The organism is Hymenobacter sp. FMD4 (assembly GCF_058932745.1).
In genome coordinates this window covers 73,735-93,779 of the sequence record NZ_JBZYWH010000017.1, presented here as the reverse complement: position 1 = coordinate 93,779, position 20,045 = coordinate 73,735, and the positions used below count along the sequence as shown (strand labels likewise).

The window sequence follows — 20,045 nt, the reverse complement described above, 5'->3', positions numbered from 1 at the left end:
AGGATCTTGGGCTTAGGGGCACACTATGACGCGGCACACCATTGTCATCATCGGAGGCGGAGTAGCGGGCAGTTTACTGGCCGTTCAGCTCACGCGCCTACCGGGTGGCCCCCATCCATTGGATGTGGTGGTGGTGGAGCCGCGCGAGCGGCTTGGGCCGGGCACGGCTTACACCAACGACCGCCCTGAATGGCTGCTGAACGTGCGCAGCGGCGGGCTAAGTGCCTTTCCCGACGAGCCCAATCACTTCGTGGAGTGGCTGCAGAAGCACGGCATTGCTGAGTGCCTCCACGGCTTTTGCCCGCGACAGGTGTATGGCCGCTACATCGAAAGCCTGGTGCAGGTTGCGCTGGACAACACCGCTATTAACGGCGTGCGCCTGCAATGGCTGAACGCCCGCGCCGTAGACGCTCAGCCTATGGCCGATGACTGCCGCATGCGCCTGACGCTCGACAATGGGCAACAACTAGAGGCCAATAATGTAGTGCTGGCTTTGGGCAATTTCGCTCCTTCCATGCCCGTGCAGCCCGATACCGTGTATCGGCACCATCCGAATTTCCACGCCAACCCGTGGGCACCCGGAGCTCTGCGCAACATTGGACTCAATGAATCGGTGCTGCTGGTGGGTACCGGCCTCACCTCGCTCGATGTACTGATGGCCCTGCAAGCCGATGGGCACCGCGGGCCGCTGCTGGCCGTATCGCGCCATGGACGCTGGCCGGTGGCTCACACGCTCACGGCCGTCAAGCCCTACCCCAACTACTACGCGGCGGATGTGGCTGGCCTGCGCACCGTAACAGAGGTGTTGCGCGTGGTGCGTCGCCACGTGCAGACCGCGGCGGCCGAAGGCTACGACTGGCGGGCAGTACTTGACGCCCTACGTCCGAACCTAGGCCACATTTGGGCGGCTTGGCCGCTGGTAGAGCAGCAACGCTTTATGCGCCACTTGGCTACGCTTTGGTCGACGCTGCGGCACCGCAATCCGCCGCAGAACGCCGCTGTGCTGGAGCAGCTCCTGAACCAGGGGCGCCTGCAGGTGCACAAAGGCCGCGTGCAGCACATCGAGCCGCAAGCCGATGGACAGCTGGCCGTGCAGTTGCGCCACGACCACGCGCACCGCATGCTCCTTGCCGACCACGTAGTTCTTTGCACCGGTCCGCTGATGGATTACCAGCGGCTGGCCGATCCGCTCGTAGCTAGCTTGCGCAACGCCGGCCTGCTCGTACCGGATGCCATGCGCCTGGGCATTCGCACGGATGCTACCGGCGCCCTCCTATCAGCCAACGGTGAAGCTTCGCCTGCGCTTTTCACCTTAGGGCCCAGTTTGCGTCCGTTGTGGTTTGAATCGACGGCGGTGCCAGAGCTGCGGCAGCAGGCAGCCGACCTGGCCAAGGTACTGGCACAGCGCTCAACCGGCTATCAGGCACCGCAAGCCTCGCCCCTACGGCGCGTACACTAAAGCGCACATACTACTCCTCCTCGATGAGGAGGGGAACTAGTCGCTAGCCGCGTTTTGCAACTAGGGTCAGTTACCCGATGAAGTAGCCGATGCTGGGGCATTCGATGCGGCTGGCTTCGAGGTTTTCTTGCCTAGTTCATAAGTATCGATAACCTCACCGGTGCGAGTGACGAACTGCAGCTTAAAGCTCTCAGCCGTGGCATCTACCAGCATGGCGCCATAATCGGCGTTGAAGTGCTTACGGCTAGGCTTTACGATGCGCGTGCGCATATCATACAGGCTTCGTCCGCCGAGGCCATTCACGAAGTAAGGCAAGCCGCCTACATCCAGCCGTTCGTAGTGGTGGTCGTGGCCGGCCATGACCACGGAAGCACCCCAAGCCTTGAAGGGCCAGCGCATAGCCAGCGTATTGCCGTGGTTGCCGGATGAATACGGCGCGTGGTGAAAGTACACCACTTTCCAAGTGACTTTTGATTCCTTTAGGCGCTTCTTCAGCCAGCGGGCCTGTTTGGAAACGAGGGTATTGCCATCGGGCTCGTGCGAAGAGCTATTCAAGGCGAAGAAGTGCACATCGCCGCGCACAAAGTCGTAATAGCGGCCGTTACCGGGCAGCGTGAAGTACTGCTGATAAGCCAGGCCATTAGTAGTGTACAGATCGTGGTTGCCGAGTGTCGGAAAAAAGCGGTTTTCAGTGGCGCCCGCGCCGTAACGACCCTTATAAGGATAAATATAAGCCTGATAGTACTGGCCGATATTCTGGTCGATGGTAGTAGCGTCGCCGCGGTCGTAGTTGTTGTCGCCCAGTGTCAGGATGAATGCTGGTTTCCAGCTGTGTACCAATTTAGCCACGTCACGTTCAGGGTCGCCGGCAAAGCCATAATCGCCGATAACGGCGAAGCGTTGAGCCGAGGACGACACGGCTCCAGCGTACATGGCAACGGCCACTAGACCAACTCTATATAGGAAACTGGCAATCATGTGAAATAAATCCTGTTTAACTAAGGTAGACGCACTTCCGGCCAAACAGGTTCATGCTTAGGTAGCCGCACAAAAAAAGCGGCCCGTGAGGGGCCGCTTGTTATTCGGTATTCAAATGGAGTAAATCTCGCTTAGGCTGCCAGATCTGGATACATGGGCCGAACATCGGCGATGCTGACCGGAGCGAAAGATGCGGCCTCCTCGCCTTCCTGGGAGCGACGCAGGGCGCGCATCAGTAGGTAACGATATTTTTCGGCATCAGCCAAGGCAGTTTCCACGGCGCGCAGGGCGTCGTCGAAAGTGACTACGGGTACCATTTCGGAGTCCTCACCGGTCGGATACGTCAGGTGAAAAACCGGCACATCGAGGTAATCAGCGGGTGTCTTCATGGTGGGTTATTCCTTGCTTTTCAGTGTCGATAATACAACAGCACAAGCACCCAGTACATTCCCCAAAAGCAGTTCTGAAACTAAAATTTTTAGCCTGAAAATCAAGCAATTACAACTCATTTATACGCAATACCAGTTTGCCAAATTGTTGCCCGTCGTCCATGCGCCGCATAGCCTGTTCGCCATTGGCCAGCGGGAAAACCTCGTCCATCATAGGCACTACTTTGGCGTTTTCTACCAAGCGCATCAGCCCCGCAAAATCATCCTCAGTTCCCATGGTGGAACCCATCAGATCCAGCTGTTTCCAGAAGATGCGGGCCGGCGGCAGGTTGGGCACCGCTCCGGTAGTGCCGCCGTAGAATACGATGCGCCCACCAGGCGCCGCAGCTTCGAGCAACTGCAGTACCCCGGGGCCGGCCGCGCTGTCAATAATTAAATCAAAAGCGCCTCCGGCTTGCTTTACTAGCGCGGGACCCCAGTTTTCTTGTCGGTAGCTAATACCTCCACGAGCACCTAGCGCTTGGGCGCGGGCAATCTTGTCATCGGAGCTTGAAGTCACCCACACTTCAGCCCCACTGGCTACGGCCAGCTGCAGAGCCAGCAGCGCGACGCCACCGCCGATGCCAGTAATCAGCACCCGCTCGCCGGCTTGCAAACGCCCGCGGGTAAACATGGCCCGGTACGCCGTAACGCCGCCCAAAGGCAGCACGGCCGCTTGCTCGGCCGTAAGATGCGCCGGGCGCGAATGCACATAGCGGGCCGGCACGCACACGTACTCGGCGAAGGTGCCGTCTTGGGGCAAGCCGAGAATGGAAAAGCTGCGGTCCTGTGCTTTGGGGTTGGGCCCCCAGTTGTGGCCAGGATTAATGACGACTGACTGCCCAAGCAACTTGGCATCCATGTTTTCACCCAATTGGGCCACCGTGCCAGCCCCATCTGAGCCGAGAATGATGGGGAAGCGCAGACCGGCGTACTGCCCTTTCTGAATCCAAACGTCGCGGTGATTGAGGGCAGCGGCTTCGAGCCGGATCAATACTTCCCCGGCCTGCGGCTGGGGCGTGGGTACTTCGCGCAACTGCAGCGGCTGCCCAATACCATCGAGAACGAGAGCTTTCATAAGATGACAAAAGCCGCTAAACGCGGCTTCAGAGGGGAAAACAAGTGGTAAACAGACTTACAGTAAACTCCGTTACAGAATATGCGTTTAGGAGTTCGGCTCAACCATCCAGTGGTTCGGCGCTGCAACCTACTAAAATTCCGATGCCACAACCAGCCGATCAACTGTTCTCTTTCGAAGGTACCGACGACAACCCCGGCTTCCTGCTGGTGCAGGCCACTGCGCACTGGCAGCGCAGCTTAGGCCAAGTATTACAACCCATGAACTTGTCGCCGTCGCAGTTTCTGCTGCTGGCAGCCGTGCAGCGCTTAGGTCAGGGCTCAGAACTCGTAACGCAAGCCTCAGTAGCCCAGCACACCCGCACCGACAAGATGACGACCAGCAAGATCGTGCGGGCGCTGGAAGACAAAGGCTTGCTGCAGCGCCCCGCCAATGAGCAGGACGCGCGGGCCCGCAGCCTGATTCTAACACCCGCGGGCCTGAAAGCCGTGGTGCGTGCAGCCTGGGCCTTGGAGGAGTTTGATCAGCAGTTTTTTGGGGAGAAGGCGGCGCCTTTGATTGCCATGCTCAAGTCGCTGCTGCCGCAGTTCGGAGCGGAACAAGAAGGCAAGCAATAGGAATGCAAGGTCCAGCCTTACACGTGGGGCTGCGCCTGCCAACGTTTTACTTATTGGATGCGCGCAGGCGCCACTTGCTACAGAAAGCGGGCTTTCAGATCGGGGGTGGGCAGCCAGCATTCGTTTTGCTTGCCAAACCACCGGTAGCGGTTGCGGGCTACGAAGCGGTAAGCAGCATCGCGCAGGAAGCGGGGCAAAATCATGCCAGCCGACAGCAGCCGCCAGCCGCCGCCCAGCTGCCGCAAAATGCGCAGGATGGCAGTGGAATGGGTGTATGCCTGGCCATCTTCGATGAGCACCACTGAATCGGGGTTTTCAGGGTCAGGGTTGACGCCGGCGGGCATAAGCCGCTGCCCTGCCTCGGATTGTAGCGAGGCAAAGCGGAACCGCGCCTGTGGGTCGCGTTCGATGATGAACTGCACCAGCCCGTGGCATAGGTTGCACACGCCGTCGAAAAGGATAATGGAAGAGCCGGAGGTCATGCGAAGATTAAGGTTGGCTGCCTGTGCCAGTACGAAACCGCCGCACTGCGGTTAGGTTTCTGCCTTTTCAGCAGGCTAGTTGCCAGCGGTAAACACCATTGTACTATTGCAAAAAACATGCACAAAAAATTATTCGAAATATTCGTCTACCCTCTCATTTACAGCGTATAAGCTTTCTGTATTCGCCGCATTACTTGTCTTTTTACTACCCAACCAAAATCACCTTTTTATGAACCGAACACGCATGATATGCATGTCGGGGGCTCTCTGTGCGCTGCTTGCTTTAGGGTCTTGCGGCGGCAACGACGGTAACTCCAACGCCGGCTCGGGCATGGGCGCCGACGGCACTGGTCCCGGCTCTGATATGAGTAGTACTGACATGGGCACTAACGATTCCATGTCGACTGGTACGGACCAATCTGGCGGCATGGGTACCACCGCAGGCGGAACGACGGCGGGCTCCGGTACCACAGCAGGTGGCACCACGGCTGGCGCAAGCTCCACTACCGGCGGAACCACTGGTGGTGGCAGCGGCAGCAGCATGCAAGCCACTACTTCTGGCATGAGCACCACTGGCGGCGCTACCGGTGGTGGCGCTACCACCAACGAAGCCACTACCGGAGCCGCCACGGGCGGTTCGGGTGCAGGGGGGTCAACTACCAGCGGCAGTACTACCCGTTAGCAATTAGGCACATACTTGCTCAACCGCACAACTTTTGGAAAGAGGAGGGAGAAAAAGGACGTCACCTTTGTGGCTGTCCTTTTTTTCCTTTAGCACAGTTGGCTCCTGAAAAAATACAAGCAATACTCGACCTTAAATACAAACTCTACGTAAAGGGTAAGCCGGATTCATCAACCACATTGATGAGGCGGTCGTAGCTCGTGCCGTGAGCTGTGCTTCTAATTGGTCCTTCTTTCACCACACAACCCATTCACCCCAGCTATGAAAAAGTCCTTCCTTTCCCCGCTAGCCATGTGCTCAGCCATTCTGTTCAGCGCCGCAATGGCCCTGACCGGCTGCAACCGCGAAACTACCTCCGGCGCCACCACATCCGGCACTACGTCGGGCTCGGCCACTACATCGGGCACCTACGACTCGACCACACCCGCCACGACGACTTCAGGCTCGTCTACTACCAGCGGCACCACCTCGGGCACTACTACCACGGGTACTACCTCGGGCTCCACTAGCGGCTCGATGACATCTGGTACTACGAGCGGCACGATGACCAGCGGCACCACGTCGGGGACTACCACCATGGGTACTACCAGCGGCACCACCTCGGGCTCCACTACCATGAGCACCAGCGGCACCACTTCCGGCACCATGGGTACTACTAGCGGTACGACTTCTGGCACTACCATGGGTACTACCAGCGGCACTACGTCCGGTACTATGGGAACCACTAGCGGCACCACGTCGGGCACCACTAGCGGCACTACGTCGGGCTCAACTACTCGTAGCACCTCCGGCACTACGGCAGGCGCTACTACTCGTGGCACTACCAGCGGCACTACGTCGGGCTCTACTACCCGCGGCACTACGTCGGGTACCACCTCTGGCTCAACGACCAGCGGCACCACTAGCGGAACAACCACACGCTAACGGCCACTGCTTTGCAATCCTCGGTCCAACTGCTTGACCGGGCGCCAGGGCAACTTCCCGACCAGGAGGTTGCCCTTTCTGCGCCTCCGCCCCCCACGCCCCAAGGGCGCGGCCAGCGGCTGTTGGCCGTGCTCCGCCGACCTTTCGAAGTCGATATTCGGGCCCTCGCGCTGATGCGCATGGCTGTGGGGGCCGTCCTGCTACTCGATCTGGGTATCAGGGCCACCGACCTTGAGGCGCACTATACCAATCTGGGAGTGCTGCCGCTGTATGTGTTGTTTCAGCGAGCCTGGAACCCGTACGAGTTTTCCATTCATACTATGAGCGGCCTGTGGCATATGCAGGCCTTGCTGTTCTTGACGGCCGCCGCCTTCGCGGCGGGCCTGCTGCTGGGCTGGCGCACCCGCCTGATGACGGTGCTTTCGTGGGTGATGCTGGTGTCGCTCCAAAACCGCAACCCCATGATAGCGCAGGGCGGCGACGATTTGCTGCGCATGCTGCTGTTCTGGGGTATTTTCCTGCCTTGGGGCCGCGTGTGGTCCAAGGATGCTGAGGGCCAGCCTGAGCCGGAGAATTACTCCCATTTCTCGGCGGCCACAATGGCCTTTGTAGTCCAGATTGCGCTTGTGTACATCTGCACGGCATTCCTGAAAAATGCCCCGGAATGGCGCACCGAAGGCACGGCAATCTATTACGCGCTCAGCTTGGATCAGGTACTGATGCCGGGTGGGCGACTGCTCTATCCGCATTACGAGCTGATGCGCTGGCTCACGTTCTTCACGTATTATACTGAGCTGCTGCTGCCCATTCTGCTGTTCATCCCGGTAGCTACGCCGCTGTTTCGCGTGATATTCGTGGTCGTGCTATTCGGCTTCCACTTGGGCATCAGTCTTACGCTGTTTGTCGGCCTTTTCTTCCTGATCAGCTTTGCGGCCCTGCTCGGGCTGATACCTACCCCGGCTATGAACTGGCTGGTGTGTAAGCTGGGCCCCTCTACACAGCGGTATTCGAGCTACCTCGCTGGCTGGCGCCAACGCCTACCAGCCTGGACGCCGCCCCTGCAGTTACAACTGCAAGCTACGTGGCGCACTCCAACCAAGCCGCGCAAATTCCGTCTGCGGCCCGCCTTGCGCGAAACGGTGCTGTACGTGCTGATCGGCTACACCATCTGGTGGAATCTTGATGGCATTGTGGCGCCGCGCTACGCCATGAGCGAGCCGCTGCGTTGGTTCGGCTATCTATTCCGCACCGATCAGCACTGGGGCATGTTTGCGCCCTCGGTGTTCAAAGATGACGGTTGGTTTATCCTGGAGGGCCACGCCGAAGACGGCAAAGTATACGACCTCTACCGCAGCGGGCGTCCGGTAACGTACGATAAGCCGTACTCCGTAATGGCGCTGCACAAAAACGACCGGTGGCGCAAGTATTCGGAGAACTACCTCTTCGTTAACAATGAATGGATGCGGGCGTATTACTGCAATTACCAACTGCGCATCTGGCACCAAAACCCGAACCGTCCCGACCTGAAACGGCTCGATGTGGTGTATATGAAGGAAGTATCGCTGCCAAACTACCAAGTAGATGGGCCCAAGCGTGAAGTCCTGTGCAGCTGCGAACCGTAACCGACTGTTATTTCTACTCCCAACCCCCTACCTCATGACCAAGCATCTGGAAGCACTCAAGTCGCGGCCCAACCGCGCCACCACGCCCGAGCTGCAATACGTAGCGCCAGGGGTATGGGCACTGCGCAACGTATTCGTCAACCTGTTCTTCGTGCGCCAGGAGCCCAACCACGGCCCCTGGGTGCTGGTAGACGCAGGCTTGCCCGGGGCGGCAGGCAAGATCCGCCACACGGCCGAAACGCTATTTGGCACTGATTCGCGGCCCGAAGCCATCATCATGACGCACGGCCACTTCGACCACGCCGGCGCACTCAAAACCCTCGCCGAGCACTGGGATGTGCCCGTTTACGCGCACCGGCTGGAACTCCCTTACCTCACCGGCCGCTCTTCTTACCCCCCACCCGACCCCACCGTGGGCGGCGGTGCCATGGCTCTGATGTCGGTGCTGTACCCCAAAACGCCTTACCACCTCCAGAACCGCGCCCAAGAGCTGCCCGCCGATGGCTCGGTGCCTTACCTACCCGGGTGGCGCTGGCTGCACACGCCGGGCCACACGCCGGGACACGTATCGTTTTTCCGCGAGTCGGACCGCGTACTGATCGTGGGCGACGCGTTCGTTACCACCAAGCAGGAATCGGCCCTGGCAGTGTGGGAGCAGCGGCAGGAAGTGCACGGCCCGCCTATGTACTTCACCTGCGACTGGCATGCTGCCCGCTCTTCAGTACAATTGCTGGCTAGCCTGAAGCCGGCTATTGCCGCTACCGGCCACGGTATTCCGATGCGGGGCGAGGCCCTGCAGCGGGAGCTTGATCAGCTGGCTCAGCAGTTTGACGAATTGGCGGTGCCAGCCCATGGCCGTTATGTGCCGCAACCGGCGCAAGCCGACGAAACAGGAGTACTATCGGTGCCACCGCCCGTTATCAGCCCACGCACTCCCTGGCTTGTAGGAGCTACAGCCGTAGCGGTAGGCCTAGCTGCCGCCGTAATTATGAACCGCGACCGAATCAGCGGGGGCCGCTACAAGAAGCGCCGGTACAAAAACAGCTCACAAGAGTACCGCACCATCATTGGCCACGACGAACAGGTGGTGGACCCATTTGCCCCCACCGATGGTATCAGTGATACATATTTTAGCCCTGAGCCACGGCTATAACTCTTGTCTATACGGAAAAGCCCGGTGCTGAAGCAAGTTCAGTACCGGGCTTTTTTGCGTAAGACAGGTTTGGTACTAATTAGGTTGATTGGCAGCTGTTTCAGGCAGCAGGTCGCAGTACCAAAAGGCCGCTTGAAATGGGTCTGGCTCTTCGCGGTAGCAGTCGTTCTGAGTGTCCCGGGAATCGGCAGTGGCCGGCCGATAGGTGCGGCGCACCAGTTCGCCGCGTTGTACGGCGATGGGCGCGCTGAAATACGGTGCTTCGTAGACGAAGCTGTGGTACTCGCCGTTTTCGCCGCAGGGGTCTACGCCCGTGGGCAGGTCTTTGATGAAGTCCCGATCCAACTCACGGCCGCAGAAGCTTTGATCAAGGTGCTGCTCGTTCACACATACCACCACGGCCTTGAAACCCAAGTCGAAAAACTCGGCCAGCAATTCCACTGCTGGCTTATGCCAAATGGGGAAAGCAGCCTGCCAGCCCACGCGCGCCAATTGCTGCTCGCGGTAGGCGCGCAGGTCCTGCAGGTGCAGGTCGCCAAACACAGAGGTGCGCACGCCCTGCCCAGCCAGTTGCTGCAGCGCAGCGGTCATGCGCTGCTCGTACAGCTCCATGGAAGGCATTTCGGGCAGCCACACCGGAACCAGAGGCAGGCCGATGCGCTCGGCCTGAGCATCGAGCAGTTCGGCCCGTACACCGTGCATGGCCACGCGCCGGTAATGCTCGTTGAGGGTGGTCAGCAGGTGAGTAAGGCGGAATTGCGGGTCGCGCAGGGCGTGGTACAGGCACAGGGCCGAATCCTTGCCACCGCTCCAGCTAAGTACAGCGTTGGTCACAACAAGTAAAATTGGGTAACGGCACAAAGATGGGAGTTTGGCCACAGCGTAACGCGGCTTAGCCATAAAGCCGGTTGATTCCGTATACAGCTGCACGTGCTGATGCATTTCAACTCCAATACTGCCTCTATTATGTCCCGTACCTCCTCTGTGCTGGGCGCCGCCCTGCTCCTGCTAGCCGTAGTTGCCTGCGACCGTCGCTACGAACCCGGTATCGACCACTACTTAGATTCCTTTGCCACCGCTCCCAAAGCCACGCGTCAGGATACCGACCGCGACAGCATTTCCAACGGCGGCGCAGTATACACCCCTGTTGGTACTACATCGGGCGCCCGCACCGTAGCCGAAGCGCGCAGCTCGCAGCCTTATGGCAATCAGAATACTTCGGAGTATACCCAAAGCGGTACCACCGACGGCACCAGCACTACCAGCGGCCGTAGCCTGACGAACCGGGGCCGCACGGACTCAGAAGTACCTGGCACCACCAACGGCCCTCAGATTGGGACTACCGGTGGGCGTGGTACCATGAACAACGCTCCGCGCCAAACCTCCCCCAATGCGGGCAGTGAGCCCCAATTGGGTAACACTTCTCCTAAGTCAAACAGGAACAACGAGCAGGCGAACAAGAGCAACAATAACCAGTAACATACCAGTTGTTTGCTGTCCGCTTATGAAAGCCGTCCACGGAACTCCTCCGTGGACGGCTTTTCCATTTGCTCCCCTCCGTATTTGGCCGTGGGCCGATGGCAAATACGCATTATGAGCCGAGCGTATATCCGTGTTTTTCTGCACAATAATCAGTAAGCGGGGAGCAACTGAACCTCTACCGTACGCCGTAAAAGGAAGCAGCTCCCTCCTTCTTCCCACTTACCATTCCCTGTTATGTCCTACTCCCGTTTCCAACGTTATGCCCTCGGTGACGGCGCCAATAACGGCCGTCGTAACGCAGCTGCCAGCCATTCTTACCGCCACAGATACGGCCGGCACTGCCGTGCGGGGCAAACCTCACGCCATGACCAAGACAGCAACAGCAAAGTGATGGATAACGATTTGGCTTCCAACTAGCCTGCTTGTCTATTTGCTGCTTTTAGCTAGACTCCACCTTATGACTCCACCTTATTTAGATTCATATATAACAAAAAGCCCCGCAGCACTGCTGCGGGGCTTTTTACATGGATTCTGAAGACTATTGACGGGCTGCCCAAGCGTCCATTTTACGCTCTAGCACAGCCAGCGGCATTACGCCGTCTTTGAGCAACTCGTCGTGGAAGGCACTGATCTTGAACTTATCGCCTAGTTGCTGCTGATACTTGGCGCGCAGCTCCTGAATCTTGAGCTGACCAATTTTATACGACAGCGCCTGCCCGGGAATGGCCATGTAGCGCTCAATTTCAGCCGTAGCGCCCTGCTCGTTGATTGCCTCGTTGTCCATCATGTACTTGATGGCCTGTTCGCGCGTCATGTTCTTGGTGTGCATGCCCACATCTACCACCAGACGGATGGCACGGTGAATCTCGTCGCCGAGCGCGCCCATGTACTGGTAGGGGTCGGTATAGAGACCCAGCTCCTTGCCCAGGCTTTCGGTATACAGGGCCCAGCCTTCGCCCATGGCCCCATACCACGCAAAGCGGCGGAACTTAGGCAAGCCTTCGTTTTCCTGCTGCAGCGAAATCTGGTAGTGATGGCCCGGAATGGCTTCGTGCAAAAACAGCGACTCCATGCCCGAAGTGGTATTAAAGGTTTTGGCGTCGAGAATGGGCACGTAGAAAATGCCGGGACGCGAACCATCGGGGTTGCCCTGGTTGTACTCGGCCGAAGCCGAGGCAGCGCGGAAGGCTTCGGTCTGCCGGATTTCAAATGGCGTCTTGGGCGTGCGGCCAAAGAGTTTGTTCAGATTCGGGGTAATGGTGGTTTGAATGCCACGGAAAGCATTGAGCACCTCTTCCGGCGTCTTGTAAGGCGTGAAGCGCTTATCGGTGCGCATGTAGTTGAAGAAGGCGTTCAGGTCGCCCTTGAAGCCTACGGAGGCTTTTACGCGCTCCATTTCCGTGCGAATCCGCTTTACTTCTGCCAGGCCCGTCTGGTAAATTTCCTCGGGGGCCTTGTCGGTAGTAGTCCAGTTTTTGACGTAGTACCGGTAGATATTGTCGCCGCTGGGCACCGCCGAGATGCCGGTGCTCCGGCGCGAAACCGGCAGGTACTCCGTCTTCAGGAACTCGCCCAATCGGCGGTACGTGGGCACCAGCTCGTTCATGATGGCCGTGCGGTAAGCTTCCGTGATGCGCTGCTTGTCGGCGGCCGACACACCCGCGGGAAACTTCTTGATGGGCCCGTAGAACAGGCTCTTGGTGGGGTCGGTTACCACCATGGCTTCCATCTGCGGAATCATCTTCTGCACCAGCGGCCGGGGCAGCACCACGCCTGCGCGCATGCCTTTGCGGAAACTAACGATGGCCGAATCAGCCCACACCGAGAAACCCCGTACGCGGCCCAGCCAGTTATCGTAGTCTTCGGCGGTTTTGAAAGGCTGGATGCCTTCGCCGGAGCCGTACTGGCCCATGGTCAGCGGCAAGCCCCAAAACTGCTGAAACGGAATCATCCAGGTATTCAGCGCCAAGCCTTCCAGCTTGTTCTCTAGGTCGTAGCGGAAGATATCATAGCTGATTCGGTCGTTTTCCGACAGTTTTTCCCGGTCAAAGTTCTTCAGCTCGTTGAGGTATTTCTGATAAAAATCGCGCAGCTGCTGACGGAAGGCGACCGTGTTGTCGTTGGGCAGTTGGTCGTTGTAGCGGTTGTCGCCCTGCGCGGTAGCTTCCAGCGGAAACAGCTTGGAGTTCTCCTCCCAGTAGCGGCTAAAGACCGAGTTCAGGTCGTTGGCATCCGTTGTAGCCGAAGGGGCGCCGCTTCCGGTCTGGGTTTCGTTTTTGGTTTGCTGCGAACAGCCCATCAGCAGGGCACCAGCCAGAAGGCTGGCCGCAAGGGTTCGTTTGTGCATGGGAAAGCAGAAGTAAAGTAGGGCTTAAAGCTAAGCGGTTTCGGCACCCACCGAAACACCCAGTGGCCGAGGCCAAGGATGAGGGTAGCGCGGCGGGGCTGCACCGGGCCATAATCCGGTTAGCATTAAAATACGAAAGCCCACAAGGCTAGAACCTTGTGGGCTTCGGGTGGATACCTGGGTGGACTATTGCTGGAGGTAGAATTTCTTGCTTACAGTACCGCCTGAGGTGACAGCCTGCACGATGTACACCCCACCGTTGGGCTGGCGCAGCGGAATCTGACGGGTAAGCAGACCAGTGGCGCCTTCGGGCATCGTTTCGGTGTGCAGTACGCGGCCCATGCTATCCATTACCCGGATGGCGCGGCACACAGCCTCAGTTTGCATTTCTACCGTGATGGCGCCGGCGGTACCGTAGGCAGTAAGCTGCTGCTCAGCGGCCCCAGCCTGCACGGTCAGTACTTGCGAATAGGTGAACGTGCCGTCAGTGTCGGTCTGCTTCAGACGGTAGTAGTTCAGGCCCGAGCGCATGTTCTGGTCGTAAGCTGCGTATTCGCGGCGGGTGCTGGAGTTGCCAGCGGCACGTACGGTGGTTACCGTCACAAACTCGCGGCCATCAGCCGAACGCTCTACAGCAAAGGTAGCGGCGTCTTTTTCCATGGCGGTTACCCACTGCAGCTGCACTTGCTTATTCGCGAAGCGGGCGGTGAAGCTAGCCAGTTCTACAGGCAGCGGAGCCGTGCGGCAACCGTCAATGGTGATGTACTCCTGGATGCGCGGCGAGCAGTTTATGCCTTCGGTAGCGCAGTCATTAGGCTGGCCCTGCACACATACCCGCAGATTGGGGCCAAACAGGCCGTTCAACGAGCCGTTGTTGTTCGTCAGTACGCAGCCGCTGATGAACAGCAGACCTGAGCCTTGGATGGTGGGGTTGCCCTGGCGCACCATCAGGTTGCCGTCGATGTCGAGGGTGGCGCCCGGCTCTACGTTGAGGCGGGACTGGTTTTCCAACGACAAGTTGCACTCGGTGTTGAGTACAGCGCCGGCGCTGATGTCGGCTTCGCCTTTGTAGAAGCTGGCGCTATACACGCTCAGGCGACCATCGAGTTCGAGGCGGGCCATAGCAGCTTGCTGCTGCTGACCGAAGTAAAGATTGTGGGCGTTGTTAGCGTCGGTGAGTGAACCGTTCGGGCCAATAACAAGTTTGCCCTGGGCACCGCAAATGGTGTAATCGAGGTCTAACTCTACTGCTGAATTGATAACGATAATGTTGTTGCTAGCATCCTGCCCGTTGTTCTGGATTTGGTTGGCCGGTGTCAGGAAGCCGTTGTTATTGCCCGATACGGTCCAAGTGTTGGGGTCGGTCCATCTACCCCCACCCGGTTTGGAGGTGTAGGTAACTTGGGCATGAGCGTGAAAGGTGGTGGCCAGCGCCATCCAGAAGAAAACAAAAGTGAGTATGGTGGATTTCATATGAGTACAGGGTTGTGGAAATCAAAGCGTCGAACTGTGTCATGAGTCAAAGTTTTTTGGTTTCCGATTTGGTGGTTTTTACGATGTTCACTATTATTGGATGTCGATTAAGGATTATACAAAGAATTTATTATATTATTTATGTAAATATTCAGATTAGGATATAGGCCAATTAACCGAGCAACCTGCCCCGCTGTATTGCATTGGATATCATGTGGTTACACAGCAATCAAAGTTACCCCAACTCGAATAAGCACAACAGTTGGTCTAGCTGAGCTGCTGATTTTTCAGTGATATTTTTGCAGATATTTTTCGCATAATAGTTCCTGAACTGTTTGATATTCAAAAAGCTATACAAACACCTATTTAGTTATAACGATATAAGTACGAGCGTAACAAGAAGAGCATGCACCGCATAGCGAGGCGCCCGGTTACTGCAGATGCAGTGTACTTCGTCCCTAATAATTTGACCTCGGGTAATTGCTATTCCTACGATTTACCCCAGCTACCACCACGCTATGCTCAGCGTACATGCACCTATGGCGCGCATATGAGTTAGCTAAGGCATACTGGCTGATGACACACGCGATGAAGCGCGTGCCTACCCCATCATGATTACGGTTCCAAGCGTGCCGGACAGCTTTCCAAGAAGGGAAGGCCCAAGGCCAAGGAAAAGCGAAGAGCTCAGGAGTGGCTACTGTATCCGTTTAGGCAGTGTGTTTTTGGCCAACGACCTGTCTCCTTGCGCATGTCGCGCATCGTAAGCAAAAAGCAATACCATAGAAGTCAGAGCTGTTCGTAGCGTGGTAAGGTCATGGCATGACCTCAAGATGAGTTCTTAAGTAGCCTTATTTCTTGTTGCGCTTGAGGTACTCTCTAGCCTCGCGGTGTTCAGCTGATTTTTTGTCGGTGTTTTTTTCAACCACGGCGTAGTAGCGCCGGGCCGTGGCCACATCCTTGCGGTCGGCGGCGAGGCGAGCGAGGCGGCGGTGCGCCAGCACGTAAAAGCCCTGTTTGGTTTCGCCGGTGCTTTCCGCGAATACAATGCAGCGTTGGTAGTACTCGGTAGCGCGGGCAAGGTCCTCGTCGCGGGTTTCGGTAAGCCAGCCGAGGAAATAGGTGGCGTAGCGCCCACTGATGCCCTCGTAGCCGGAATAGCCGCGGTTGATCTTGTCGAGAATGTCACGGCTTATTCGCTCACACTCGTCGAATTCACCCTGATTGAAGCACACCAGAGCGTAAAAGCGCTGGAAGTAGGCGTTGTCGGGGTAATCGGTAGCCATTTGCCGCGCCACGGGCAAAGCGGCTACAGCGTCCTTTTCCTCGTTATAGAGGATTTTCATCAGGAAGAACTTGGCCTCGGTGCCGGTGTAGAAGCCGTTGTCGGCCACGTGGCGCAGCTGCTGCAGGCCGAGCTGGCGGTTGCCCTTGGGGAAGAAGAGCATGACGGGGCGCAGCAAGGGGTAGTGCTCGGCAATCCAGACCTGGTAGTAGTTGAACAGGGCCTGGCCGAAGAGGAACTCCGGGCTCAGCCCGTTGGCCTCCTGGCTGCGCTGCAAATAGTCCAGGGCGCGCTTGCTCGAGATGGTGGCCTTGCGCCAGTCGGCCCGCTCGGCGTGCAGGCGCGCGTCGAAGCCGTAGGCGGCGGCCAGGAAAAAGCAGGCCTCGTAGTTCTGCGCGTTCTGCCGGTAGAGCGCCTCGCCCTTGGCGATGGCCGTGTCCATGTAGGCGAAGAAGGGCTTGTCGTAGAGCTTGGTCTGCACGTTCGTCGGCACGATCTTCCACCACTGGCTCAGCCCCAGCAAAAAGTACGGCATCGGGTGCTGCGGGTAGCGCCGGCGCAAGGAGCGGAACTGCTTCTCGGCCCGGTCGTACTTGAAGTTGTAGAGGTTGCGCACCGCCCCGTCCAGTTCCAGCTGGATGTCCTTGTCCAGCAGCAGCCAACTCTTCGTATCCACCGCTCCCGGCGCCACGTCCACGTTCTCCAGCTGAATATTGCGGATAGGTTGTTGGCGACGGGTAGTATCGGTTCGTTGGGCCTGGGCGCTGGCGGCAGCACTCAGGCAGAGCACCAGCAGGCAGCACCGCAGCCAGATGGAGCGGAAGGGCACGGGCATATGGGCAGAAACAGCTGTCAACAGGTTTTTTGTGGGTGAACGAATAAGGCAGCGCTGCTAACATACGCCACTACGGCCGGAACAGCCGAAATGATCAGCAGAAGTATCTCAACAGTTATAACCCTGACCCGCTCAAATGGGTTATAGCATCCTTTTCACCTACACACCCATTTGATGGAATCAATAGCAGGCAAAAACGCCCTGGTCACGGGCGCTGGCAAAGGTATTGGCCGGGCCATAGCAGTGGCCCTGGCCAAAGAAGGCGTAAACGTAGGCTTGGTTGCGCGGACGAGCCAGCAACTGCAGGAAGTAGCCGCTGAGCTAAACGCATTAGGTGCAAAAACCAGCGTAGCGGCCGCCGATGTAGCCGACTTAGAAGCCGTTACGGCAGCTGCTCAGCAAATCAGCCGCGAGCTAGGCTCCATTGACATCCTGATTAACAACGCCGGCACGGCCGCTTTCGGGAAGTTCCTAGAGCTGGAGCCGAGCCAGTGGGAACACATCATCCGGGTAAACCTACTCGGCACCTATTACGTGACACGTGCCGTGCTGCCCGGCATGATTGAGCGCCAAGCCGGCGACATCATCAACATCTCGTCGACGGCGGGCAAAACCGGTGCAGCCGTTACGAGTGCTTACAGCGCTTCTAAGTTTGCCGTGCTGGGCCTCACCGAGTCGCTGATGCAGGAGGTGCGCAAGCACAACATCCGTGTTTCGGCCCTTACGCCCAGCACCGTAGCCACAGACCTGGCCGTGGAGCTAAAGCTCACCGATGGCAACCCCGAAAAGGTAATGCAGCCCGAGGATTTGGCCGAGCTGATTATTGCGCAGTTGCGCCTGCCACGCCGGGTATTCCTGAAGGAAGCCGGCCTGTGGTCGACGAACCCGTAAGCGTAGGCGACTGGAAGCGAGGAGGCAGGAATGAGCAGCTTGCGTTATCAACTCCGCCTCCTAGCTTCCGGTTTCGGGCTCTTCTTCTATTCTAACCGCTCCCTCCCCTACCCGGGCGTAAGCAAACCGCGCCAAGGGCTGCACGCGGTGGTAGCCGTCGAGGCCGGAAATGCAGGCGGTGTCTACGGCGGCCAGGTGCAGAGTACCATCGGGCAGTAAGGCTTCCTCCGCTACGTAGAGGTGCTCCACGCTGCCGATGAGCAGCACGGTGCCATTAAGCGGAATAGGAATTTCCTGTTGGAGCCGTAGCCCGATGCTGATGCGGCTTTCGGCCACGTAAGGCGCCGCAAATCCGTCGCGAAAGGCAGGTATGAAGCCGCAGACATCAAACTCCGACTGCTCCCGCGGAAAGTTGGCCGAGGTGTAGTGCGCCGCTGCCACGTGCTCGGCCGCTACGTGGTTGATGGTGTAGCAACCGGTGGCTCTGATGTTTTCGTACGTGTGGCGCGGCACTGAATTTGGCCGCGTGACCATGCCCAGCAAAGGCGGATCGGAGCCGAGGTGCAGTACGGAGCTGAAAATGGCTACGTTGGTAGCACCGGCCGCATCGGCAGTACCAATGAGGTTGGCTGGTTTGTAGCCAGTTACGGCATTGACCAAGTTGAGACGGTACAGCTTGTCGAATGCCTGAATATCGGCGGCGGTGATGTGGCGCATGCGGCGGGGCAAGAAAGGATGATCAGGAGGCTAACAAGGCAGCAATAACACCGGGTTCAGGGTATTGTTTCAAGCTAAATAGCTTTAAAACAATATTTACTGAGGCACGGTTGATGACGCGCATACCCATGCTAGCAACTGTCCGGTGGATTTGCCGCCGCAGCCGACCGTCAGGAACTGCGAAGCCCGATCAACTCGCATTGATCGGGCTTTTTCGTGCTGGCACCGAAAGCTGTTACTGCAGCCGGCGGGTGGGTTTTTTGGGGGTGGGTGGCGTTACCATCGTACCAAAAGCGCCCTTCTTCTCGAAAGCCTGAATGACCTCGTCTTCCACCGGCGTACGCTGCACCACGGGGTTGTTGGCCCAAAAAGAAGGGTCGTATTTCAGTCCGCGAATAGTTTCCAAGTCCCGCTCACCGGCGCTGGCCTTGGCATAGCGAATTCCAGTGGGCTGCGCTTGGTTAGTATTGTAGAAGAAGGTAAAAGCCTCCACGTTGATTTTGGAGTTCGGATTTTTGGGCCGCACCAGCTCCGTGGCCAGCGTGGTCTGGATATGGTCGAGCGGCGACACGGCATCGTCTGTGGGTTGAAACACCATGTCGATGGCCAGTTTGGTATTGGTGAACTTGTAAGTTGGATTGCTGAGCGAAGCGTTGAACGTGGGCATGGCGATTTTGAAGCGCTGCACCTTATAGGTTTCCACATCGATCCACACCGTGCCTTCGGCCTTGTAGCCCTTCACTTCCGGCCGGGTTTCGAAATTGATTTCGGCCACACCGCTTTCGTCGTCGCCCAGCACGCGTACCAGCTCTACGTGGTAGTTTTTCACCACGTTCGGGCTCAGCAGGGCCAATGACACCGCGCTATCGGCCTGGGCATCGTAGAGGCCATATGCTTTGGTATACAGCGAGAAATTGTTGAAGCTCATCACCGCCTGTGTAGCAGCAAAGCGCCCTTGGGCAATATCGGTACCGTCGATGCGGGCATTGCTGGTTTTTACGTTCCAGATTACTTCCTGCAGTTCAGTGGGCTCGTCATCGATGCGCGTTACCTGGCGGTAAAAGGCCTGGCCGTAGTACTTACGGTTGTAGTTGCGCTGGATGTGGCGGTAAGCCCGGTCCACAAGCTGATAAGCATAGCTACCGACTTTCACCTCGGGCAAGGTGATGGCCGTGGTGGCCAGGCTCACCTGCAGCGGCTTGTCAACACTTCCAACCCGGACGGTGTCGCGGATGTGGGCAATTTCGCTGAATACCAGCGTCTGCGGCAGCCGGTCGACATTGATGGAAAACTCGCCGCTGGCGTTACTAGCCGTGCCCTTGGTGGAGTTCCTTACCCCGATGCTCACGAACGGCAGCGGCTCCTGCGTGTCTTTGTCGACCACGGTGCCGCGGATGACGTATTGCGCCTGTGCAGCCTGCGCCACGCTCAGCATCAGCGCCACCATCAACCCAAAGTTCAAGACGGGCCGATTCAGAGAGAGAAGCAGCCGTTGCACGGCAGCTGGAACAGAAACAACCAAAGCAAAACGCATTTGAGAGGGAAGATGTGGTTTGGAGCTTCTACAAACGCACCCTGGCACGGGTTCCATGTGC

Annotated in this window: 19 protein-coding genes; 8 read left to right on the top strand and 11 right to left on the bottom strand. The window is 57.9% G+C overall.

The features are described from left to right. The first annotated feature begins 25 nt into the window (after positions 1–25). A complete protein-coding gene (locus AC5FXY_RS15495) occupies positions 26–1,459 on the top strand; it encodes an FAD/NAD(P)-binding protein (protein WP_493557609.1) in 1,434 nt (477 codons plus the stop codon). A 66-nt stretch (positions 1,460–1,525) separates the two neighbouring features. On the opposite strand, the gene AC5FXY_RS15490 is transcribed toward AC5FXY_RS15495, so the two are convergent. The 3 genes from AC5FXY_RS15490 to AC5FXY_RS15480 all read right to left on the bottom strand — a co-directional run bounded on the left by AC5FXY_RS15490 (position 1,526) and on the right by AC5FXY_RS15480 (position 3,943). Further along, positions 1,526–2,392 carry a metallophosphoesterase family protein gene (locus AC5FXY_RS15490; protein WP_493557608.1) on the bottom strand — a complete coding sequence of 289 codons (867 nt, stop codon included), beginning with the start codon at positions 2,390–2,392 and terminating at the stop codon, positions 1,526–1,528. Between the two features lie 176 nt (positions 2,393–2,568). Further along, positions 2,569–2,826 carry a hypothetical protein gene (locus AC5FXY_RS15485; RefSeq protein WP_493557607.1) on the bottom strand — a complete coding sequence of 86 codons (258 nt, stop codon included), beginning with the start codon at positions 2,824–2,826 and terminating at the stop codon, positions 2,569–2,571. A gap of 109 nt (positions 2,827–2,935) precedes the next feature. Further along, a complete protein-coding gene (locus tag AC5FXY_RS15480) occupies positions 2,936–3,943 on the bottom strand; it encodes a zinc-binding dehydrogenase (RefSeq protein WP_493557606.1) in 1,008 nt (335 codons plus the stop codon). Between the two features lie 143 nt (positions 3,944–4,086). Between AC5FXY_RS15480 and AC5FXY_RS15475 the strand changes: the two genes are divergently transcribed. Then, entirely contained in the window at positions 4,087–4,560 is a 474-nt protein-coding gene (locus AC5FXY_RS15475; RefSeq protein WP_493557605.1) for a MarR family winged helix-turn-helix transcriptional regulator, read from the top strand. Between the two features lie 77 nt (positions 4,561–4,637). Here the strand turns inward: AC5FXY_RS15475 and AC5FXY_RS15470 are convergent, their stop codons facing one another. Continuing rightward, positions 4,638–5,042 (bottom strand): thiol-disulfide oxidoreductase DCC family protein, encoded by a 405-nt coding sequence (locus tag AC5FXY_RS15470; protein WP_493557604.1) that lies wholly within the window; start codon positions 5,040–5,042, stop codon positions 4,638–4,640. Between the two features lie 229 nt (positions 5,043–5,271). Between AC5FXY_RS15470 and AC5FXY_RS15465 the strand changes: the two genes are divergently transcribed. Further along, positions 5,272–5,724: a hypothetical protein gene (locus tag AC5FXY_RS15465; protein WP_493557603.1), complete on the top strand. Its 453-nt coding sequence runs from the start codon at positions 5,272–5,274 to the stop codon at positions 5,722–5,724. A gap of 407 nt (positions 5,725–6,131) precedes the next feature. Here the strand turns inward: AC5FXY_RS15465 and AC5FXY_RS15460 are convergent, their stop codons facing one another. Beyond that, positions 6,132–6,641: a hypothetical protein gene (locus AC5FXY_RS15460; protein ID WP_493557602.1), complete on the bottom strand. Its 510-nt coding sequence runs from the start codon at positions 6,639–6,641 to the stop codon at positions 6,132–6,134. An 18-nt stretch (positions 6,642–6,659) separates the two neighbouring features. Between AC5FXY_RS15460 and AC5FXY_RS15455 the strand changes: the two genes are divergently transcribed. After that, entirely contained in the window at positions 6,660–8,270 is a 1,611-nt protein-coding gene (locus tag AC5FXY_RS15455) for an HTTM domain-containing protein (RefSeq protein ID WP_493557601.1), read from the top strand. Positions 8,271–8,304: 34 nt separating this feature from the next. After that, positions 8,305–9,423 (top strand): MBL fold metallo-hydrolase, encoded by a 1,119-nt coding sequence (locus AC5FXY_RS15450; RefSeq protein ID WP_493557600.1) that lies wholly within the window; start codon positions 8,305–8,307, stop codon positions 9,421–9,423. A 75-nt stretch (positions 9,424–9,498) separates the two neighbouring features. On the opposite strand, the gene AC5FXY_RS15445 is transcribed toward AC5FXY_RS15450, so the two are convergent. Further along, positions 9,499–10,257 carry a Dph6-related ATP pyrophosphatase gene (locus tag AC5FXY_RS15445; protein WP_493557599.1) on the bottom strand — a complete coding sequence of 253 codons (759 nt, stop codon included), beginning with the start codon at positions 10,255–10,257 and terminating at the stop codon, positions 9,499–9,501. Positions 10,258–10,389: 132 nt separating this feature from the next. On the opposite strand from AC5FXY_RS15445, the gene AC5FXY_RS15440 reads away from it, so the two are divergent. Together AC5FXY_RS15440 and AC5FXY_RS15435 are read left to right on the top strand one after the other, a co-directional pair. After that, complete coding sequence (locus tag AC5FXY_RS15440; protein WP_493557598.1) at positions 10,390–10,902, top strand: hypothetical protein; 513 nt, start codon at positions 10,390–10,392, stop codon at positions 10,900–10,902. A gap of 237 nt (positions 10,903–11,139) precedes the next feature. Next, a complete protein-coding gene (locus AC5FXY_RS15435) occupies positions 11,140–11,322 on the top strand; it encodes a hypothetical protein (RefSeq protein WP_493557597.1) in 183 nt (60 codons plus the stop codon). Positions 11,323–11,443: 121 nt separating this feature from the next. On the opposite strand, the gene AC5FXY_RS15430 is transcribed toward AC5FXY_RS15435, so the two are convergent. The 3 genes from AC5FXY_RS15430 to AC5FXY_RS15420 form a co-directional block, all read right to left on the bottom strand. After that, positions 11,444–13,252 carry a DUF885 domain-containing protein gene (locus AC5FXY_RS15430; RefSeq protein WP_493557596.1) on the bottom strand — a complete coding sequence of 603 codons (1,809 nt, stop codon included), beginning with the start codon at positions 13,250–13,252 and terminating at the stop codon, positions 11,444–11,446. A gap of 186 nt (positions 13,253–13,438) precedes the next feature. After that, positions 13,439–14,725 (bottom strand): T9SS type A sorting domain-containing protein, encoded by a 1,287-nt coding sequence (locus AC5FXY_RS15425; RefSeq protein ID WP_493557595.1) that lies wholly within the window; start codon positions 14,723–14,725, stop codon positions 13,439–13,441. 848 nt (positions 14,726–15,573) lie between these two features. Then, positions 15,574–16,842 carry a tetratricopeptide repeat protein gene (locus AC5FXY_RS15420; protein WP_493557594.1) on the bottom strand — a complete coding sequence of 423 codons (1,269 nt, stop codon included), beginning with the start codon at positions 16,840–16,842 and terminating at the stop codon, positions 15,574–15,576. A gap of 174 nt (positions 16,843–17,016) precedes the next feature. On the opposite strand from AC5FXY_RS15420, the gene AC5FXY_RS15415 reads away from it, so the two are divergent. Then, positions 17,017–17,733, top strand: coding sequence for a 3-ketoacyl-ACP reductase (locus AC5FXY_RS15415; protein ID WP_493557593.1), 717 nt, complete (start codon positions 17,017–17,019; stop codon positions 17,731–17,733). Positions 17,734–17,793: 60 nt separating this feature from the next. On the opposite strand, the gene AC5FXY_RS15410 is transcribed toward AC5FXY_RS15415, so the two are convergent. Both AC5FXY_RS15410 and AC5FXY_RS15405 read right to left on the bottom strand, forming a co-directional pair. Beyond that, complete coding sequence (locus AC5FXY_RS15410) at positions 17,794–18,450, bottom strand: flavin reductase family protein (RefSeq protein ID WP_493557592.1); 657 nt, start codon at positions 18,448–18,450, stop codon at positions 17,794–17,796. 235 nt (positions 18,451–18,685) lie between these two features. Continuing rightward, positions 18,686–19,984, bottom strand: coding sequence for a carboxypeptidase-like regulatory domain-containing protein (locus AC5FXY_RS15405; RefSeq protein ID WP_493557591.1), 1,299 nt, complete (start codon positions 19,982–19,984; stop codon positions 18,686–18,688). Positions 19,985–20,045 lie beyond the last annotated feature (61 nt).

Coding starts and splice junctions, on each gene's coding strand:
- AC5FXY_RS15495 (WP_493557609.1), top strand. CDS start 26: ATGACGCGGCACACCATTGTCATCATCGGAGGCGGAGTAGCGGGCAGT.
- AC5FXY_RS15490 (WP_493557608.1), bottom strand. CDS start 2,392: ATGTACGCTGGAGCCGTGTCGTCCTCGGCTCAACGCTTCGCCGTTATC.
- AC5FXY_RS15485 (WP_493557607.1), bottom strand. CDS start 2,826: ATGAAGACACCCGCTGATTACCTCGATGTGCCGGTTTTTCACCTGACG.
- AC5FXY_RS15480 (WP_493557606.1), bottom strand. CDS start 3,943: ATGAAAGCTCTCGTTCTCGATGGTATTGGGCAGCCGCTGCAGTTGCGC.
- AC5FXY_RS15475 (WP_493557605.1), top strand. CDS start 4,087: ATGCCACAACCAGCCGATCAACTGTTCTCTTTCGAAGGTACCGACGAC.
- AC5FXY_RS15470 (WP_493557604.1), bottom strand. CDS start 5,042: ATGACCTCCGGCTCTTCCATTATCCTTTTCGACGGCGTGTGCAACCTA.
- AC5FXY_RS15465 (WP_493557603.1), top strand. CDS start 5,272: ATGAACCGAACACGCATGATATGCATGTCGGGGGCTCTCTGTGCGCTG.
- AC5FXY_RS15450 (WP_493557600.1), top strand. CDS start 8,305: ATGACCAAGCATCTGGAAGCACTCAAGTCGCGGCCCAACCGCGCCACC.
- AC5FXY_RS15440 (WP_493557598.1), top strand. CDS start 10,390: ATGTCCCGTACCTCCTCTGTGCTGGGCGCCGCCCTGCTCCTGCTAGCC.
- AC5FXY_RS15435 (WP_493557597.1), top strand. CDS start 11,140: ATGTCCTACTCCCGTTTCCAACGTTATGCCCTCGGTGACGGCGCCAAT.
- AC5FXY_RS15430 (WP_493557596.1), bottom strand. CDS start 13,252: ATGCACAAACGAACCCTTGCGGCCAGCCTTCTGGCTGGTGCCCTGCTG.
- AC5FXY_RS15425 (WP_493557595.1), bottom strand. CDS start 14,725: ATGAAATCCACCATACTCACTTTTGTTTTCTTCTGGATGGCGCTGGCC.
- AC5FXY_RS15420 (WP_493557594.1), bottom strand. CDS start 16,842: ATGCCCGTGCCCTTCCGCTCCATCTGGCTGCGGTGCTGCCTGCTGGTG.
- AC5FXY_RS15415 (WP_493557593.1), top strand. CDS start 17,017: ATGGAATCAATAGCAGGCAAAAACGCCCTGGTCACGGGCGCTGGCAAA.
- AC5FXY_RS15410 (WP_493557592.1), bottom strand. CDS start 18,450: ATGCGCCACATCACCGCCGCCGATATTCAGGCATTCGACAAGCTGTAC.
- AC5FXY_RS15405 (WP_493557591.1), bottom strand. CDS start 19,984: ATGCGTTTTGCTTTGGTTGTTTCTGTTCCAGCTGCCGTGCAACGGCTG.